General features: G+C 62.7%; 19 protein-coding genes. 9 read left to right on the top strand and 10 right to left on the bottom strand.

The window, feature by feature from the left end:
- Positions 1-34: 34 nt before the first annotated feature.
- Complete coding sequence (gene brnQ, locus BN1119_RS19415) at positions 35-1,345, bottom strand: branched-chain amino acid transport system II carrier protein (protein WP_084205579.1); 1,311 nt, start codon at positions 1,343-1,345, stop codon at positions 35-37.
- 191 nt (positions 1,346-1,536) lie between these two features.
- Positions 1,537-2,247, bottom strand: a complete 711-nt coding sequence (locus BN1119_RS19410; protein ID WP_042002146.1) for a tRNA1(Val) (adenine(37)-N6)-methyltransferase — start codon at positions 2,245-2,247, stop codon at positions 1,537-1,539.
- 118 nt (positions 2,248-2,365) lie between these two features.
- On the opposite strand from BN1119_RS19410, the gene srmB reads away from it, so the two are divergent.
- On the top strand, positions 2,366-3,589 hold the full coding sequence (gene srmB / locus BN1119_RS19405; protein ID WP_042002143.1) for an ATP-dependent RNA helicase SrmB: 1,224 nt from the start codon (positions 2,366-2,368) through the stop codon (positions 3,587-3,589).
- A 228-nt stretch (positions 3,590-3,817) separates the two neighbouring features.
- Here srmB and yaaA read toward each other — a convergent pair whose 3' ends face one another.
- Genes yaaA through tapT form a run of 3 tightly spaced genes read right to left on the bottom strand, consistent with a single transcriptional unit; the run spans position 3,818 to position 6,778 of the window.
- Positions 3,818-4,591 (bottom strand): peroxide stress protein YaaA, encoded by a 774-nt coding sequence (gene yaaA / locus BN1119_RS19400; protein ID WP_042002140.1) that lies wholly within the window; start codon positions 4,589-4,591, stop codon positions 3,818-3,820.
- Between the two features lie 34 nt (positions 4,592-4,625).
- Positions 4,626-5,735, bottom strand: coding sequence for a PilT/PilU family type 4a pilus ATPase (locus BN1119_RS19395; RefSeq protein ID WP_042002137.1), 1,110 nt, complete (start codon positions 5,733-5,735; stop codon positions 4,626-4,628).
- A gap of 8 nt (positions 5,736-5,743) precedes the next feature.
- Positions 5,744-6,778 carry a type IVa pilus ATPase TapT gene (gene tapT / locus BN1119_RS19390; RefSeq protein WP_042002134.1) on the bottom strand — a complete coding sequence of 345 codons (1,035 nt, stop codon included), beginning with the start codon at positions 6,776-6,778 and terminating at the stop codon, positions 5,744-5,746.
- Positions 6,779-6,817: 39 nt separating this feature from the next.
- Between tapT and BN1119_RS19385 the strand changes: the two genes are divergently transcribed.
- The 5 genes from BN1119_RS19385 to BN1119_RS19365 all read left to right on the top strand — a co-directional run bounded on the left by BN1119_RS19385 (position 6,818) and on the right by BN1119_RS19365 (position 9,738).
- Positions 6,818-7,519, top strand: coding sequence for a YggS family pyridoxal phosphate-dependent enzyme (locus BN1119_RS19385; RefSeq protein WP_042002131.1), 702 nt, complete (start codon positions 6,818-6,820; stop codon positions 7,517-7,519).
- Between the two features lie 89 nt (positions 7,520-7,608).
- Positions 7,609-8,433, top strand: a complete 825-nt coding sequence (gene proC / locus BN1119_RS19380; RefSeq protein ID WP_042002128.1) for a pyrroline-5-carboxylate reductase — start codon at positions 7,609-7,611, stop codon at positions 8,431-8,433.
- A 13-nt stretch (positions 8,434-8,446) separates the two neighbouring features.
- Positions 8,447-8,998: a YggT family protein gene (locus BN1119_RS19375; protein ID WP_042002125.1), complete on the top strand. Its 552-nt coding sequence runs from the start codon at positions 8,447-8,449 to the stop codon at positions 8,996-8,998.
- Entirely contained in the window at positions 8,998-9,300 is a 303-nt protein-coding gene (gene yggU / locus BN1119_RS19370; protein WP_042002121.1) for a DUF167 family protein YggU, read from the top strand. Before BN1119_RS19375 ends, yggU begins: the two co-directional genes overlap by 1 nt.
- Before the next feature lie 21 nt (positions 9,301-9,321).
- The gene (locus tag BN1119_RS19365) at positions 9,322-9,738 is read left to right on the top strand and encodes a DUF4426 domain-containing protein (RefSeq protein ID WP_042002119.1); all 417 of its coding nucleotides are present in this window, start codon (positions 9,322-9,324) and stop codon (positions 9,736-9,738) included.
- A 64-nt stretch (positions 9,739-9,802) separates the two neighbouring features.
- Here BN1119_RS19365 and BN1119_RS19360 read toward each other — a convergent pair whose 3' ends face one another.
- Both BN1119_RS19360 and hupA read right to left on the bottom strand, forming a co-directional pair.
- Positions 9,803-10,228, bottom strand: a complete 426-nt coding sequence (locus BN1119_RS19360; RefSeq protein WP_042002116.1) for a hypothetical protein — start codon at positions 10,226-10,228, stop codon at positions 9,803-9,805.
- Between the two features lie 102 nt (positions 10,229-10,330).
- Entirely contained in the window at positions 10,331-10,603 is a 273-nt protein-coding gene (gene hupA, locus BN1119_RS19355) for a nucleoid-associated protein HU-alpha (RefSeq protein WP_005305063.1), read from the bottom strand.
- Between the two features lie 339 nt (positions 10,604-10,942).
- Here hupA and BN1119_RS19350 point away from each other — a divergent pair, with 339 nt between their 5' ends.
- Positions 10,943-11,428 (top strand): Rsd/AlgQ family anti-sigma factor, encoded by a 486-nt coding sequence (locus tag BN1119_RS19350; protein WP_042002110.1) that lies wholly within the window; start codon positions 10,943-10,945, stop codon positions 11,426-11,428.
- Between the two features lie 82 nt (positions 11,429-11,510).
- Entirely contained in the window at positions 11,511-11,891 is a 381-nt protein-coding gene (locus tag BN1119_RS19345; protein ID WP_042002304.1) for a PilZ domain-containing protein, read from the top strand.
- Between the two features lie 70 nt (positions 11,892-11,961).
- Here BN1119_RS19345 and radA read toward each other — a convergent pair whose 3' ends face one another.
- The gene (gene radA, locus BN1119_RS19340) at positions 11,962-13,326 is read right to left on the bottom strand and encodes a DNA repair protein RadA (protein ID WP_042002107.1); all 1,365 of its coding nucleotides are present in this window, start codon (positions 13,324-13,326) and stop codon (positions 11,962-11,964) included.
- A 100-nt stretch (positions 13,327-13,426) separates the two neighbouring features.
- Between radA and BN1119_RS19335 the strand changes: the two genes are divergently transcribed.
- Positions 13,427-15,814, top strand: a complete 2,388-nt coding sequence (locus tag BN1119_RS19335; RefSeq protein ID WP_042002105.1) for a PilZ domain-containing protein — start codon at positions 13,427-13,429, stop codon at positions 15,812-15,814.
- A 71-nt stretch (positions 15,815-15,885) separates the two neighbouring features.
- Here BN1119_RS19335 and BN1119_RS19330 read toward each other — a convergent pair whose 3' ends face one another.
- Entirely contained in the window at positions 15,886-16,791 is a 906-nt protein-coding gene (locus tag BN1119_RS19330; protein WP_042002102.1) for an alpha/beta fold hydrolase, read from the bottom strand.
- A 24-nt stretch (positions 16,792-16,815) separates the two neighbouring features.
- Positions 16,816-17,823 carry a phosphoserine phosphatase SerB gene (serB, locus tag BN1119_RS19325; RefSeq protein ID WP_042002099.1) on the bottom strand — a complete coding sequence of 336 codons (1,008 nt, stop codon included), beginning with the start codon at positions 17,821-17,823 and terminating at the stop codon, positions 16,816-16,818.
- Positions 17,824-17,940 lie beyond the last annotated feature (117 nt).

Genomic DNA, 17,940 nt, shown 5'->3' with positions numbered 1-17,940 from the left:
TGCTGGCTCTTTTTATTGGGGAAGCGGGTCGGGATCAGGCGGTCGCGTCGCTCACCTGGCCCGCGTTGCCGCGCACCATGACGCCCAGGCCACAGGCCACCAGGGTCGGCAGCAACCAGGCCAATCCCTTGTCAAACAGCGGCAGGAAGGCGAAGGCATCCATCTTCATGCCGGCAGCGCCCAGACCATCCAGGCAACCGAACAGGAAGGCCACGGCCAGCACCAGACGGAACGTCAGGCGGGGACGACCGAAATACCCCTTCAGGAAGGTGACCAGCACCAGGGCGACCGCGACCGGGTAGATGGCAACCAGCACAGGGATGGAGAGGCTGATCAGCTGGCTCAGACCCACGTTGGCTACCAGAGCGCAGGCGGCACCCAGGATCACCACTAGCTTGCGATACGCCATGCCGGTGAGGTTGTGGAAGAAGTCGGCACAGGCGGAGATCAGACCCACGGCGGTGGTGAAGCAGGCCAGGGTGATGATGGCCGCCAGGATGAACTGGCCCGGTTGACCGAACAGGCTCAGCACATAGGCGCTGACGATGGCGCCACCATTGCTGGTATCGGTCGCCACACCGGCGGCAGAGTTGCCCAGCTGGAACAGGGAGATGTAGACCACGGCCAGACCGATGGCGGAGATCACGCCCGCGATGGCCAGATACTTGAACTGGCTCTGGTAGTCATTGATGCCCTTCTTGCGCAGGATATCGACGATCAGGGCGCCAAACATCAGGGAGGCCAGGGTATCCATGGTGTTGTACCCCTCGAGGATCCCCTTGATGAAGGCATCATTCTGGTAGTCGGCCACTGCGACAGGCATGGTGCCCTGGGGCGCCACGAACACACCGATGGCCAGCACCAGCAGCAACAGCATCAGCACCGGGGTCAGCAACTTGCCGATGGCATCCATCAGACGACCCTGATTGAGGGAGACCAGGATGGCAGCACCGAAGAAGACCAGGGTGTAGATCAGCAGGCCCTGGGCACCCATCTCGCCCAGGAAGGGCTTGAGACCCATCTCGTAGGCCACCAGGCCGGTACGGGGGGCGGCGAAGGCCGGGCCTATGATGATATAGATGGCGACAGCCAGCGCACTGGCGATGCCGACGGGCAGCAGCTTGGTCATGCCGGCCCAGCCGTTACCCGCCTTGGCGACGGCCAGTATGGTGATGAGCGGCAGACCCACGGCGGTGACCAGGAAGCCAAACATGGCCAGGGTCATGTTCTCGCCAGCGAGGAAACCCGCCAGGGGCGGGAAGATGATGTTGCCGGCGCCCAGATAGAAGGCGAAGGTCATAAAGCCCAATCCGAGCACATCAGATAATGTCAGTGATTTCGTCAAGTTCAACCTCGTCTGTCTTGTAAACTATTGCTTGTTATAGTTTTTTATTGGTCATCGCCCCGGAAACTCACCGGGTAAAAAAAAGGAGCCCCGCGCGTTTTTTCATCACGACCAGTGGTTTTGGCTGGTCTTGGGCGGGTGCTCATTTAAGTGCCAGCATAATGATGTGAAAAAATAGTTCAAGACGAAATTTACATCTTCAAATAGAAGGGGGCGGTCAGTTGGATATATCTGTTGGAATAGCCACCATCAGCAGAATGGATCACAATTTCACCCCGCTCACACCTGTTTAATTCTCTGCCTAGCAGCAGTAAAACACGATTTGCCGCTTTTCCGGATTTGGTGATAACAGCTGTATAACAAAGTTCGTGCAGATCATAGTGCGGCAAACTGGATATTATTTCATCAGCCAGCGCCGTCGGCAGCACCAGGGCGACCCGTCCCCGAGGGGCGAGCAGACGATCACAGGCATCGAGCAAGTCCCGGCTGTCCAGGGAGCCCCGGTGGCGCGCCTGGGCCCTGGCGGGATCCTCGAACCCTTGCCCGGCACCGAAATAGGGCGGATTGGAGACGATGAGATCATAAGGCGGCGCCTCATGCTGCTGGATGGCTCCCCCCCTCATCTGCACCCGACTCGCCCAGGGCGACGCCGCCACGTTTTCCCGCGCCTGGGCCAGCGCCGCCGCCTCCAGCTCGACTCCCGTGATCTGGCAATCGGGGCCGCTGCGCTGCGCCAGCATCAGGGCGATGAGGCCACTGCCACTGCCGATGTCCAGCACCCGCCTGGCTCCCTCAACGGGCGCCCAGGCGCCGAGCAGTATGCCATCCGTGCCCACCTTCATGGCACAGCGGTCATGGTCGATATGAAACTGCTTGAAGGTAAAACCACGGCTTGGGCTCATCTGTTTCCCGCTCTGACGAAAAAGGGTCGGGGATTATAGCCAGTTCCCGCCGCCAGCCATAGGAGACGACGGCATAATCGCCTATAATCTGCCGTTTCCTTAATGACCGAGCATTGCCATGAGCCAATCCTTTGATGATTTCGACCTGAATCCAGCCCTCAACCGGGCCCTGGCCGAGATGGGGTTCACCCGTCCCACCACCATTCAACAGATGGTGCTTGAGCCCGCACTGGAGGGTCGTGACATCCTGGCTTCTGCGCCCACTGGCACCGGCAAGACGGCCGCCTTCCTGCTGCCGGCCATGCAGCATCTGCTGGATTTCCCGCGCCGCAAGCCGGGGCCGTGCCGCATGCTGATCCTCACCCCGACCCGCGAGCTGGCCCTGCAGATCACCGCCCATGCCAAGGCGCTGGCGGCGCACACCCATCTGAGCATCGAGACCATCATAGGCGGCGTCAGCCATGAAGAGCAGCTGCCGGCACTGACCAAGACCACGGACATTGTGGTCGCCACCCCGGGCCGCCTGCTGGAGTACATCGACAAGGAGGAGTTCGAGAGCCACGACATCGAGGTGCTGGTGCTGGATGAGGCGGATCGCATGCTGGACATGGGCTTCATCAAGGACGTGAACCGCATCGTGGCCGAGGCGCGTTACCGCAAGCACACCATGCTGTTCTCCGCCACCCTGGAGGGGGCGGGTCTGGAGAAATTTGCCAACGAGATCCTCAACGAGCCCGTCGAGCTGCATGCCGAGCCGCCCCGCAGCGAACGGCGCAAGATCACCCAGTGGATCCACCTGGCCGACGACGCCGCCCACAAGCTGGCGCTGCTGACCCATATCCTCAAGGATCCCGAGACCCAGAAGGCCATCGTCTTCGTTCGTACCCGCGAGCGGCTGGCCGAGCTCTCCGGCCAGTTGCAGGCGGCCGGTGTCTCCTGCGCCTGGATCCGTGGCGAGATGGAGCAGAGCAAGCGCATTGAGTCGATCCGCAAGTTCCACGAGGGTGAAGTGCCCTTCCTCATCGCCACCGACGTCGCCGCCCGCGGCATCGACCTGCCCAACGTCAGCCATGTCATCAACTACGACATGCCCTATGGCACCGATGTCTATGTGCATCGCATCGGTCGCACCGGTCGGGCCGGCAACCGTGGCTGTGCCATCAGCCTGGTGGAGGCCCACGACATGGCCATGGTGGCCAAGATAGAGCGCTACACCGAAGAGCGGCTCAAGCGTCGGGTCATCGACACCCTGCGTCCCAAGCACAAGGAAGCCCGGGTGCCGGTGAAGAAGAAAAAGCCGAAGGATGCCAAGAAGAAATCGGCGAAGAAGAAAAAGAAATAATCGCGCCTTCCGCGCGCTCATTCTGCCTGTGCACGGCCATCTTCGGATGGCCGTTTTCGTCTTCGCGTGCGGGATGAGGCAACTGTCTTTGTGGCAGAACGTGCCGACAACGGCGGCGAACAGGCAAGAAAAAGCCGACGTATTAACGTCGGCGAATAAAAAGTGCTTACAACAGAGGATTCACATATTAAGACCCGGGGGCCAGTGATTGGTTCCCTGCTATTTCAATTAATTTTCCGAGCGCTTGAACATCAGGGTGCCGTCGCCGGACTCCTCGGCCACGAACCGGTAGCCGCCGCTGTCGAAACCGGTCAGCTGCTCGACCCGGGTCAGGCGGTGCTTGATGATGTAGCGGGCCATCATGCCCCTCGCCTTCTTGGCGTAGAAGCTGATGATCTTGAACTGGCCGTTCTTCTCGTCCTTGAAGACCGGGGTGACGATCCTGCCCTTGAGCGCCTTGGGGCGCACCGATTTGAAATACTCGTCGGAAGCCAGGTTGATCAGCACGTCGTCCCCCTGGGCGGCCAGGGCGCGATTGAGCTGCTCCGTGATGATGTCGCCCCAGAACTGGTAGAGGTCCTTGCCCCGCTCGTTGTCGAGCCGGATCCCCATCTCGAGACGATAGGCCATCATCAGATCGAGGGGACGCAGCACCCCGTAGAGCCCGGACAGCATGCGCAGATGCGCCTGGGCGAAGTCAAAATCCCCCTCCTCGAAATCCTCGGCCGCAAGCCCGGTGTAGACATCCCCCTTGAAGGCCAGGATCGCCTGGCGGGCGTTGGCCGGGGAGAAATCGGGCTGCCACTCGGCAAAGCGGGCGGCATTGAGGCCGGAGAGCTTGTCGCTGATCTTCATCAGGCTGGCAATCTGGGCCGGGCTCAATTGCCGCGCTCGTTCAATCAGACGGGCGGAGTGATCCAGCAGTTCGGGTTGAGTGAAACGGGCGGTCGCCAGCGGCGACTCGAAATCCAGCGTCTTGGCCGGGGAAACCACAATCAGCATAACGATCCTATCTCAAGGGAGGGGCCGGCGGCCCCTATTCATCCACAGTCACGCCCTCCAGCGTACCAGAATCCAGGGGCCCCTTGCCGGACAACTTTATCTGCAGGCGCAGATCGTTGGCCGAATCCGCATGGGCCAGCGCCTCGGCAAGGCCGATGCGCCCCGCCATGAACAGCTGGAACAGGCCCTGATCGAAGGTCTGCATCCCCAGTTCAGGGGATCGGGTCATCACCTCCTTGAGGCGGTGCATCTCCCCCTTGCGGAGGATGTCGCTGATGATGGGGGTATTGAGCATCACCTCGAACACGGCGCAACGTCGCCCGCCATCGAGGGCCGGCACCAGTTGCTGGGCTATGATGCCCCTCAGGTTGCAGGAGAGATCGAACAGCAGCTGGCGGTGCTTCTCGGTCGGCACCAGGTGCAGGATGCGATCGATCGCCTGGTTGGCGTTGTTGGCATGGAGGGTGGCGAGGCACAGGTGCCCCGTCTCGGCAAACTGCAGGGCGAAGGCCATGGTCTCGGCGCTGCGGACCTCGCCGATGAGGATCACATCCGGCGCCTGACGCAGCGAGCTCTTGAGGGCGACATCGAATGAGGCCGTGTCTATTCCCACCTCCCGCTGGGTGATCAGGCTGCGACCGTGCCGGTGCACGAACTCCACCGGATCTTCCACTGTCAGTATGTGGCCTTCGCTGTGTTGATTGCGATAGCCAATCATGGCGGCCTGGGTGGTGGTTTTGCCGGTGCCGGTCGCCCCGACGAACAGCACCAGCCCCCGCTTGGCCATGCCTATCTCCTTGAGGATGTCGGGCAGGCCCAGCTCCTCGAAGGTGGGGATGCGGGTCTCTATCCGGCGCAGCACCATGCCGGGCAACGCCTGTTGCCAGAAGGCGCTGACCCGAAACCGGCCAAGGCCCGGCCTGTGGATGGCATAGTTCGCCTCCTGAGTCGCCATGAAGCGCGCGAGATGGTCCGGGCTCAGGGTCTCCCGGATCAGGGCCAGGGTCTGCTCCTCATCGAGCTGGGCCTCATCGATGGGCTGCAGCCGACCATCAACCTTGACCATGGGGCGACTGCCCACGGTGACGAACAGATCCGAACCTTGCCGTTCAACCAGTTGTGCCAACAGCGACTCGAGTGTCATACGCGCTCCTAGATAGAGTTGGGATCCACCGCCTTGGCCTTGGCATCCAGCGACGCCACCGTGCCGCGCCCCACCAGCTGCTTGAGGCTCTGATCCATGGTTTGCATGCCGTGCACCATCCCCGTCTGGATCACGGAGTAGAGCTGGGCCACCTTGTCTTCCCGGATGAGGTTGCGCACCGCCGGGATGCCCAGCATGATCTCGTGGGCCGCGACCCGGCCGCCGCCGATCCGCTTGAGCAGGGTCTGGGAGATGACGGCCCGCAGGGATTCGGACAGCATGGATCGCACCATGTCCTTCTCCGATCCGGGGAAGACATCGATGATCCTGTCTATGGTCTTGGCCGCCGACGAGGTGTGCAGGGTGCCGAATACCAGATGACCTGTCTCCGCCGCCGTCATGGCGAGGCGTATGGTCTCCAGATCGCGCATCTCCCCCACCAGTATGATGTCCGGATCCTCCCGCAGCGCCGAACGCAAGGCGTTGGCGAAGCTTCTGGTATCCCTGTGCACCTCCCGCTGGTTCACCAGGCAGCGCTTGTTCTCGTGCACGAACTCGATGGGATCTTCGATGGTGAGGATGTGGTGATGGAAATTCTCGTTGATGTAGTTGACCATGGCCGCCAGCGTGGTGGACTTGCCCGAGCCGGTCGGCCCGGTCACCAGCACCAGGCCGCGGGGATACTCGGCGATCTTCTGGAAGATCTCGGGAGCATCGAGATCCTCCAGGGTCAGCACTGTGCTCGGAATGGTGCGAAAGACGGCCCCGGCCCCCCGGGATTGCTGGAAGGCATTGACCCGAAAGCGCGCCATGTTGGGCACTTCGAACGAGAAGTCGACCTCCAGGTTCTCCTCCAGCTCCTTGCGTTGATGGTCGTTCATGATGTCGTAGATGAGGGCATGGACTTCTCGCTGATCCAGCGCCGGCAAATTGATCTTGCGCACCTCGCCATCAACCCGGATCATCGGTGGCACCCCGGCCGAGAGATGTAGATCCGAGGCGTTATGTTTTACACTAAAGGCCAATAACTCTGTGATATCCATAGACTTGTCATTCTCCCATCACAAGACAGTTAACGAAATATGAGCCAGATTCTGCAACAGCTGACAGGGGTCAGGGCACGCATGGAGCAGGCCGCCGCAGCGGCCGGACGAGACCCTGCCCACATCCGCCTGCTCGCGGTCAGCAAGACCAAACCCGTCGAGGCCATCCGTGACGCCTACCAGGCCGGGCAGCGCCGCTTCGGCGAATCCTATGCCCAGGAGGCCTGCGCCAAGATTGATGCCCTGCGCAGCCAGGGCGACTTCGCCGATATTGAATGGCACTTCATCGGTCCCCTGCAGTCCAACAAGTCCCGGCTGGTGGCAGAGCGGTTCGATTGGGTGCAAAGCGTCGATCGAGACAAGCTTGTCGAGCGCCTCGCCCGGCAGAGGCCGGCGCAACTTGCACCGCTAAATATCTGTCTGCAAATCAATATTAGTGGAGAGAGTAGCAAATCCGGCGCATCTGAATCAGAGATTTTCCGGCTGGCCCAGCTGGTCGCACAGTCGGATCGGCTGCGGCTGCGCGGCCTGATGGCCATCCCCCAGCACACCCAGGACCCGGACGTGCTGGGGCAACAGATGCAGAGCATGCAGGCTCTGTTCACCCGGCTTGCGCAACAATATCCCACGGTCGATACCCTCTCGATGGGCATGACGGAGGATCTGGAGGCCGCCATCTTGCATGGCAGTACCATGGTCCGGGTCGGCACCGCCATCTTCGGGGCCCGCGACTATTCATGAGGCACGCAGGCCACACACAGGCGTCGCCGCCCCCCCTGCGGGACGCAAGCGAACTCGACATACCCAGACATCATCAGCAGGAGAGCTTGATGCAACAGAGAAGTATTGCCTTCATCGGGGCGGGTAACATGAGCCGCAGCATCATAGCCGGCCTTCGCCAAGCGGGTTATCCGGCGGATCGGATCCTTGCCGCCAACCCTAGCCGCCCCAAGCTCGACGAGCTGGCGCAGCAATTTGGCATCGGCATCACCCAGGATAATGCGAAGGCCGCCAGGGCGAGCGAGGTCATAGTGCTGGCCGTCAAGCCCCAGCTGATGGCCACCATGCTGGCGCAGCTGGTGTCCGAGCTGGGTTCCCTTGAGGGCAAGCTGCTCATCTCCATCGCCGCCGGGATCCGGATCGAACGCCTGAGCGACATGGCCGGCGGCCACCCACGCATCATCCGCACCATGCCCAACACCCCTTCCCTGCTCGGCCTTGGTATGACGGGCCTCTATGCCCCCGCCGCCATCGATGCAGAGGACAGGCTGTACGCAGAGCAGCTGATGCAGTCCGTCGGCAAGACCCTCTGGGTCGAGCAGGAGGCCGGCATCAATGGCGTCATCGCGGCCGCCGGCAGCGCCCCAGCCTACTTCTTCCTGTTCATGCAGGCCATCGCCGAACAGGCAGAGGCCATGGGCTTCAGCCCGCAGCAGGCCAGGTTGCTGGTGCAACAGACCGCGCTGGGCGCCGCAGCCATGGTCGAGCAGAATCCCCAGCTGTCGCTGCAGGCCCTGCGCGAGCAGGTGACCAGCAAGGGAGGCACCACGGCCGAAGCCGTGCGCACCTTCCAGGAGCAGGGGCTGATGCCGCTCACCGCCCAGGCCATGCAGGCGGCCGTCGCTCGCGCCGCCGAGATGGAAACCCTTTTCTAAACCAGGAGTTCAGATGAACACTGCTTACTTTTTGATTAATACCGTCTTCGATCTCTACCTCATGGTGGTGCTGCTGCGCGTCTGGCTGCAGTGGGCCCGTGCCGATTTCTACAACCCCATGAGCCAGATGGTGGTCAAGCTGACCAATCCGCTGGTGGTGCCCCTGCGCCGGATCATTCCGGGTCTGGGGGGGCTGGATCTCGCCTCCGTGGTGCTGGCGCTGCTGATCGCCTTCGCCAAGCTGGCCCTGCTCAAGACCCTGAACGTCATGGTCGCCGACTGGCTGACCCTGAGCCTGTTCGCCCTGCTGACCGTGCTGAAGAAGGCCGGCTCCATGATCTTCTGGATCCTGCTGATCCGCGCCATCCTGAGCTGGGTGAGCCAGGGCCGCAACCCCATCGAGTACGTGATGCACCAGCTCACCGAACCCTTCCTCGCCCCCATCCGCCGCATACTGCCGGCACTGGGCGGCCTGGATCTTTCCGTGCTGGTCGCCTTTATCGGCCTGCAGGCCATAAACTATCTATTGGGTGATCTGTTTGGTCAGCTGTGGTGGATGATCTGATGGCGGCCGTCGCCTGGCAAAGCGATGTCCTGGTGCTGCACCTGGTCATCCAGCCCAAGGCGAGCCGGGATCAGATTGTCGGCCTGCATGGTGAGGAGCTGAAGGTCGCCATCACGGCGCCGCCGGTGGATGGGCAGGCCAATGCCCACCTCATCAGGTTTCTGGCCAAACAGTTCCGGGTCGCCAAGGGGCAGGTTCGCCTGTTGCGTGGCGAGCTCGGTCGCCACAAGACGGTGGCGATCGAGACGCCCAGACAGGTCCCGGCTGAAATAGCCGCCCTGCTTGCCACGACCCCAAGCTAATTCGATGAGAAGGATGACGCGATGAAAACAGCATGGGTTTTCCTGCTGACCCTGTTGATGACGCTGCCGCTGCGGGCGGAGCAGTCTCAAACCCTGGGCCCCTGGCAGGTGCACTATAACGCCTTCAACTCCAGCTTCCTGACCCCTGAGGTCGCCAAGGCCTACGGGCTGGAGCGCAGCCGCTACAACGGCATCCTCAACATTGCGGTGCAGGACAAGAGCGGCAAGGCACTGGCGGTGGGCATGACGGGGCAGGCGAAGAACCTGACCGGTACCCTGCGCACCCTCAGCTTCCAGCAGGTCAAGGAGGGAGACGCCATCTACTATCTGGCGGTGCTGCCCTATCGCAACGAGGATACCTATCAGTTCACCATCAACATCATGGCGGATGGCCGGCAGGAGACCCTCAAGTTTCAGCAGACCTTCTATGTGGATTGATCCTCGGGACTCCCATCAAAAAGGGGCATCATTTGATGCCCCTTTTTCTATCATGGCGGCGCCATCATGGCTCGGGATCGACAAACTGCAGCTCGGGGGCATGGGAGGTGAGCACATCGGCGCAATAATCCCAGGTCGAGATGCGGTAGTGCTGGATGTCATCGTCCAGATGCAGGCCATCGGATTCCTGATGAAACCAGCTGGCGAAGCGGGATGGAGTGATGAGCTGGATCTGCTCCTCGATGGCATGGCTATCCTTACCCTCCGCCAGATCGCAATCCTCCATCACCCGCACCGCCAGGATATGGCGAAAGTGCACGCGACACAGGATCTGGGGGGGCAAGTCTATGCTGCGGGCACGGCCGAGCACCACGGTCAGGGCATCGCTCCATACGTCCTGATGCAGCTCTGCCACCACCAGGCCAGGGGGAAGTTGACGGGACGGAGCCCAGGGGACGGCAACCTGCCGAATGGCGTTTTTCTGTTCCATCGTCTACCTCCACTACAGCAAGCTGTATAACTTGAGTGTATCCGAAACGAAAAGCGGTGACAGAAGGAAGAAAAAACCCGGCGGGCGCCGGGTTTTGGAAGATTACTTGACGGCGTCTTTGAGTGCCTTGCCGGCCACAAAGGAGGGCACGTTCGCGGCGGCAATCTGGATCTCTTTACCGGTTTGCGGGTTGCGACCGGTACGGCCAGCGCGATGGTTCACCTTGAAGGTGCCAAACCCTACCAACTGGACTGCATCACCTTCTTTCAGGCTCTGGGTGATACCATTGATGATCTCTTCCAGGGCCACTTTCGCCTGAGCCTTGCTCAGATCCGCTTTGGCGGCAATCGCATCGACAAGTTGAGCTTTGTTCATAACATTTCCTTTATGATCGGGCATTTAGCACTTGGTCACTCTATGCAAAAAAAAAGACTCAGGCAAAGGCTTTATCCCGAGGCCCGACTCAAATGCTGGGCTTTTCATCAAGAAGTGAGAAAAAAGTCACAGATCCAGCCAGGATGCGGCTTATTCTGACCGCAACCGCGCGAAAACAGCCCCTGTCATGGAAGGGACTTGTCACGCTCCCCCTGGATGAGGTAACAATATCCTTACAATACGAGGCCGAGCCAAGATCCCATTGCCTGATGGCCCTTGCTGTCGTCACTCAGGACGCCGGAGCCAGAATGCTCCCAGTCTATGCCCCACGGAGGGACTATGTTAACTGAACTGGAAAAGACCAAGCGCGCACTGACAGGAAAGCACAAGGCGATCGATGACTGGCTCGAGGCAAGGCAGGCCCTGCTGGTCGAGTACATCCGCCTCGCCGGGCTCAGCCCCTCCCGCAGCAAGCAGCAACGTTGCCTTCCCGGTTGTCCCGAACTGCAGCAGTTTTGCGAACAGCTGGTCGACTATGTCAGCGCCGGGCATTTCGAGATCTATCACCATGTGGTGAATGCCTTCGAACAGGCCAGTGGCGACAGCCTGGAGCTGGCCAAGCGCATCTACCCCCGTATCCGCAGCTGCACCGAATTTGCCCTCGAGTTCAATGACAAATACAGCGATGCCAGCGAAGAGCAGCTGTTGAGCCTGGATGAGGATCTCAACAAGCTGGGGCCAGTCCTGGAGGACAGATTCAAATACGAGGACAGGTTGATCAGCGCCCTGCATGTGGTCGAAACCCTGAGCGGTCAACCCGGTTGAGTGCAATCTTGGCACCAGCGCAACGTTCCGGGTTGGCGTCTGGGTTACACTCAGGGTCAGGATCTCCAAGCAGGACATGATGATGACAGAGCGCCGCCACTTCTCACGCATACTCTACGCCACCCTGGCCAGCCTGAGTCAGGGGGCCCAGAGCTGGACCACCCAGCTGGTCGATGTCTCCCTGCAGGGCGCCCTGCTGGTGCGCCCCACCGACTGGCACTCGGGGCAGGATCGGGACTATCGCCTGAGTTTCCGTCTGGCGGGCAGCGACATAGTGCTGACCATGGAGGTCGAGCTGAGCCATGAAGAGGGCGATCGCCTCGGTTTTTACTGCCATCACATGGATATCGACAGCGCCACTCACCTCAAGCGCATGATCGAACTCAATGTGGGGGACGAGGCCCTGCTGCACCGGGAGCTGGAACAGTTGCTGGCCGAGCACCTGGATCACCCCCATCCCTGACCGGCACGCCGGTTGCCGTCAGAAATGCAAAGAGGGCGCCGCGGCGCCCTCTCTCGTTTCTCCTGCACCCTCAGAGCGCCTCCAGGGCATCGGCCAGCTTCTTGACCGGCACCACCTCCATCCCCTCGATGGCATGCTTGGGGGCATTGGCATGGGGCACGATGGCGCGGCGAAAACCGTGTTTGACCGCCTCCTGCAGCCGCTCCTGACCGGAGGGCACGGGACGTATCTCGCCGGAGAGCCCCACCTCGCCGAACACCACCAGATCCTTGGGCAGTGCCTGATCGCGAAAGCTCGATACCATGGCCAGCAGCAGGGCCAGATCCGCGCTGGTCTCCTCGACCTTGACGCCGCCCACCACGTTGATGAACACATCCTGATCCGCCATCTGCAAGCCACCATGACGATGCAGCACCGCCAGCAGCATGGCGAGGCGGTTGTGATCCATGCCCACCGCCACCCGGCGCGGGTTGGAGAGCTGGGAGTAATCCACCAGCGCCTGCAACTCCACCAGCAGCGGCCGGGTGCCTTCCCAGATCACCATGACGATGGAGCCCGGCGCCTGCTCCTCGCCCCGGCTCAAGAAGATGGCCGAGGGATTGCTCACCTCCTTCATCCCCTGCCCCGTCATGGCAAACACCCCCAGCTCGTTGACGGCGCCGAAGCGGTTCTTGTGGGAACGCAGGGTGCGAAAGCGCGAGTCATGGCCGCCATCGAGCATGATGGAACAGTCGATGCAGTGTTCGAGCACCTTGGGGCCCGCCAGGGTGCCGTCCTTGGTGACATGGCCCACCATGAAGATGGCCACATGATTCTGCTTGGCGTAACGGGTGAGCAGGGCGGCCGCCTCGCGCACCTGGGAGACGGAGCCGGGCGCGGACTGCACGTCCGCCACATGCATCACCTGGATGGAGTCGATGACCATCAGCTGGGGCTGCTCCTGCTGGGCGATGAGACAGATCTGCTCGACACTGGTCTCGGACAGCATCCGCAGCTTGTCGGTGGGCAGGCCGAGGCGGTTGGCCCGCATCGCCACCTGCTGCAATGACTCCTCCCCGGTCACATAGAGGGTCTTCATCCGCTCCGCCAGGCCGCACATGGTCTGCAGCAGCAGGGTCGACTTGCCCGCCCCCGGGCTGCCGCCGATCAACACGGCCGAGCCCGGCACCACGCCGCCGCCGAGCACCCTGTCCAGCTCCTTGAAGCCGGAGGAGAAGCGGGGGATCTCTGTGGTCGCTATCTCGGCCAGGGTCTGCACCTGGCTGCCGACCGCGCCGGCATAGCCGCCATAACGTGCCCCCTTGCCCGGCGTGACGCTGCCAAGGCGCACCTCAGTGATGGTGTTCCACTCCTTGCACTCGCCGCACTGGCCCTGCCAGCGGCTGAAGGCGGCACCACACTCGGAGCAGACGTAAGCTGTTTTATTTTTGGCCATGGATAACTCGGGGACAGAATGAATGCCTGCTTGATATACTCGGTTCAGCCCGACAGATCAAACCCAGACTCGGAAAATTGACTTTCCGTAGCAGGAACTCATGGACTCAGCCCAGCCACACCCACTCATCGATCAACTCATCCCCCTGCAGCGAGAGGCCGATTTCGACGAGCTCTTCCTGCGCCTGACCGCCGAACAGAGCAGCAACACCCGTTTCCTGCTGAAGATGGAGCTGAACCGGCGCGGCGCCGACTGCCGGCGCGTCATCGACATGCGCAGCGAGTGGCCCCAGGCCTGCCGGGTGTTCGAGTTTGCCGGCATCACCCACTTCATGCCCGATGAGGCGGTTGCCCAGTTCCAGTCCCACTGCTACCTCTATCGGGATCGCTACACCCTGGGGGTCTATGAGGCGATGCAGGCATGGCAGCGCCAGGCCGGCAACCGCGCCCTCTCCCCCCACCAGCCCGCGCCGGGCCAGCTGCGCCAGCTCGATGTCAACCTCATCACCTTCGCCAGCTATGTCGGCCGCAGCCAGGACAGGATGCACTTCAGCTCCCCTCTCGAGCTGCAGCTCGGCAGCGGCGAGCGCATCAGCGCCAAGAGCTCGGATCTCTCCACCGGCGGCATTCGCATCTCGGTGCCCTATCTGCCCCGCTTCGAGGAAGGCGACCAGGTGCTGGTGCACTTCCATGGTCTGGACAAGGAGGCCCCCCATCCCTGCCTCGGCCAGGGGATCGGCTACCGCATCCTCGGCCAGGAGAGTCGTGACGACAGGTACTGGCTGCGCCTGGTGCGCGAGGGGGAGAACGCCCCCTTCGATGCCCATCTCGCCCACTTCATCGAGAGCAACAAGGGACGCTATCGCGTCAGCGTGGATCACCTGCTGTCGGCGGCCATCATCAAGGGTTACGAGCAGTTCTTCCTGCCGCGCATGAGCGGCCTGCCGCTGTTTTTCAGCAAGGGGGAACCGGGGGAGGCCCCCAGGCTCGAGGTGGTGCTCAAGAGCGAGAACAACCTGCACCTGCTCGAATACTGGCGCGACGAGAAGAACCAGCCGACCCTGGCCGGGCTCTTCCCGCCGGCGCGCCTGCGCAAACTGCTGCCAGACAGTGACATCTGCCGCGAGACCCTGATTTACAGCTTCACCCACGCGGTGCGCAGCCACCTCTACTTCTTCTCGGCCAGCGCCGAGGAGCTGGCCGAGAGCGGATTGCACGCCCTCTTCTTTCAGGTCGCGGCCAAGCGGCCCAGCTTTCGGGTCTACAAGTTTTCCCTCGAAGCCTGCGCCCTGGCAGAGGCCGACATCAGCAGCCTGCCGACCCGGGAGCAGCTCCTGAGCCAGGACACCCTGCTGCGCGCCAGGCTGGACCGGCTCGGCTATGTCGGCCTGTTGCAGGAGATACCGAGCGAGACGATACGCGAGGAATACCTGACGCAGCCCCAGGTGCAGCACGACGCCAATGCCCTGCAACGCTTCGGCCACGACCTGGGCCCGGCCCCCTTCGAGGTGGAGACGCTGCACTATGTCCAGCTCAGGCGCGAGGCCCGCTACCTGCACAAGACGGCAATCGCCCTGCGCCTGGGGGAGCAGGCCTGGGTGGGCTGGACCCGCGACATCTCGGCCCACGGCATGCAGATCGAGCTGGAGGCCCCCTTCCCCGGCAACAAGGGGGATCTGGTCACCGTGGCCCTGCCCAAGCTGCAACCCCTCACCAAGCATCTGGATCTGCAGACCCTGCCCTACCGCCTGGTCAACTTCAACCAGAGCCGAACCGTGCTGCACCTGTGCATCGAAGGGGAACCGGAGCGACACACGGGGCGCCACTTCTTCAGCCTGCTGATCGAGAGCAACCGCAGCAAGCTCAAGACGGCCGAGGGGCTGCGCCGCTACCGTGGCCTGGCCCGGGCCCTGCGCAACATCTACAGCCATCATGTCTTCAGCACCCCCGTCTACATCAACAAGGGCAAGAACAGCATCAGACCCGCCACCCTGGCACAAGCGCCCCGGCCCCGCTCCCTCGCCCGCCTGTTGCAGGCCTGCGCCGACGCCCCCCGGCAGGCCAATCTCTATCCCCTGCTGCAGGGGGATCTGCTGCGCCAGCTGCTGCTGGAACCCCTGCGCACCCTGGCTCGGGAAGACTTGCCAAGGGAGGCCGAGATCTATGTCAGCTGGCAGCGGCTGGCCAACGGCGCCCCCCAGTTTCACAGCGTGGCGGCGGCCAGCCTGACGGACGTGGCGGCCAAGCGGGCCTTCATCGAGCAGGCCAGGGCCAAGGGGGAGTTCTATTCGGTGCAGCTTGGCCTGTCACGCACAGGGCGACCCGATACCAACTTCATCGCCAGCGAACTCGATTACATCGCCAAGTTCGCGATCCACAAGGCCAAGCGGCTGGAAGATGAGCTGTGGAGCGTAGTCGGCGTCGGCGAGCTGACCGACACCACCCAGGCCACCCTGCTGCGCCTCGGTCTGGGCCCGGCCAAGGGGTAGGGCCACCGCAGACGGACAACGAAGAGGGGCGGACATCAGTCCGCCCCTCTTCGTTCGTTGGGTTGCCAGGCTCAGGGAGCGCTCGGCTGTTGCAGCCAGGACAGGATAGCGGGGAAGTGATCCTCGGCGGCCTGGGGCGCCGTCAGCATGTTGATGTGGTCATAGTCGAGGCGGTTGCCGTTGTCGCGCCCAAGCCGGGTGTGACGGGCGAGCGACCCCATCTCGGCGCCGAAGCGGCGCACGTCGGTCGGGTGACCCAGCACCTTGTCGGCCTTGGCCGAGATCATCCACAAGGGGGGCCAGTTGACCCGGCTCGCCGCCTCGTCATAGGCAAAGCCGTCATGGGGATCCTGCCAGGGGCCGCATTTCACCCAAGGGATCGTCTCCTCCAGGTAGCGCAGCGGCTCGTCATCGGCCCCCAGCTTCAGACGCCGCGCCGCCAGAAAACCCCGACGGCGTGCCAGCCAGGGGGCGAGCCGGTTCCAGATCAGATCCACCTTGAACCAGCGCTCCGGGCCGTGAACCGAGATCCCCCGCTTGCTGCCAAAAAACAGCAGGCTCGCCACCCCGGCGGCGAGGGCGGGAAAGCGCACCAGGGTCGATGCCATCAGCACCCCGCCCCAGGAGTGCGCCATCCAGTGCACCTTTTGCCCAGGGTGGCGGGCCGAGATCCAGGCCTGCAGGGTCGGCAGATCCTCGGTGATCAGCTCATGCTGACCATGGTCGGCCCGCTCTGCGATGGCCGGCGTGCTCAGGCCCCGGCCCCGCAGATCCGCCACATAGACCCGATAACCGTGGCGCGCCAGGAAGCAGGCGAGCCCCTTGCCCGAGCCGGTATAGAAGATACGGCCATTCTCGATGGCGCCATGCACCATCAGTATGGGTTCGCCCTGACTGGGTTGCGCCAGGCCTATCTGGCGCAGGTGCAGTCTGTGCTCCCCGCAGGGGATGAAGTGAGAATTTTGCAGCAGTTCCATTGTGGCGCCCTCCATGGCGTGTCGTCAGCGGTGCCAGCGCATCTCGGCGCAGGCGCGGGCCCCCAGCAGGCAGATGACCCCTTCCAGATCATGATGGGTCAGGCTGGCGCTCGCCTGGGCGCGCACCAGGGGCTTGGCATGAATGGCGATGCCAAGACCTGCCGCCGCCATCATCTTGAGATCGTTGGCGCCATCCCCCACCGCCACCGTCTGGGCCTGTGCCAGCCCCCGCTCGGCGGCGAGCCGGGTCAGCACCCTTGCCTTGGCATCGGCGTCCACTATCTCCCCCGCCACCTGACCGGTCAGTTTGCCATCCGCCACCGCCAGTTCATTGGCGAAGATGGCATCCAGCCCCAGGGCCTGTTGCAGCTCGCCGGCGAAACGGGTGAAGCCGCCGGAGGCGATGGCCAGGGTCCAGCCCGACTGCTTGAGGGTATCGACCATCAACTGCAAGCCCGGCATCCAGGGCATGTCGGCGGCCACCTGATCGAGGATGGTGACGGGCGCCCCGGCCAGCAAGGCGACCCGGCGACGCAGACTGTCGGCGAACTCCAGTTGTCCCTGCATGGCAGCGGCGGTGACGGCGGACACCTGCTCCCCCACCCCGGCCAGGCGCGCTATCTCGTCGATGCACTCCATCTGGATCGCGGTCGAATCCATGTCCATCACCAGCAGCCCAGGCTCGGCCAGGCTAGGCAAGTGCGCCAGATGGCAGATATCGATGGCCCAGCTCTCCTGCTTGATGGCGGCGGCCAACGCACTGGAGAAGCTGTCTGTCCCTATCAGCAGCAGGGGCACACCGGCGAGGCGGGTCACGGGATAGAGGCAGGCTTGCACCCCCTCCAGCGCCAGCAGGGGTGCCAGCTGCCTGAGCTGGCTCGCGGCCAGATCATGGCCGAACAGCACCAGCCATCCTCCCGTCAAGGGGTGGCTCGTGCCCTGCAGGGCGTCTATGTGCAGTTCCCAGAGCGGGGCAGAGGCAAGCTGGGCGGGCCAGTCGGTGGGGGCTTGGGCTAACTGGGACAACAACATGAGCGAAAAACCTTCCTTGGATGTCGGGGGGGTGAAAGTGCGGGCCCAGAGTAGCGTATTGCTTTTTATACAGGCAAGCGCCAAGATCCCGCCTGCACCCGCAATCAGGAGAGCCCC

The organism is Aeromonas bivalvium, from assembly GCF_000819765.1.
GTDB lineage: Bacteria > Pseudomonadota > Gammaproteobacteria > Enterobacterales > Aeromonadaceae > Aeromonas > Aeromonas bivalvium.
The sequence above is the reverse complement of the archived record's forward strand: the minus strand, read 5'-3'. Positions and strand labels throughout refer to the sequence as shown.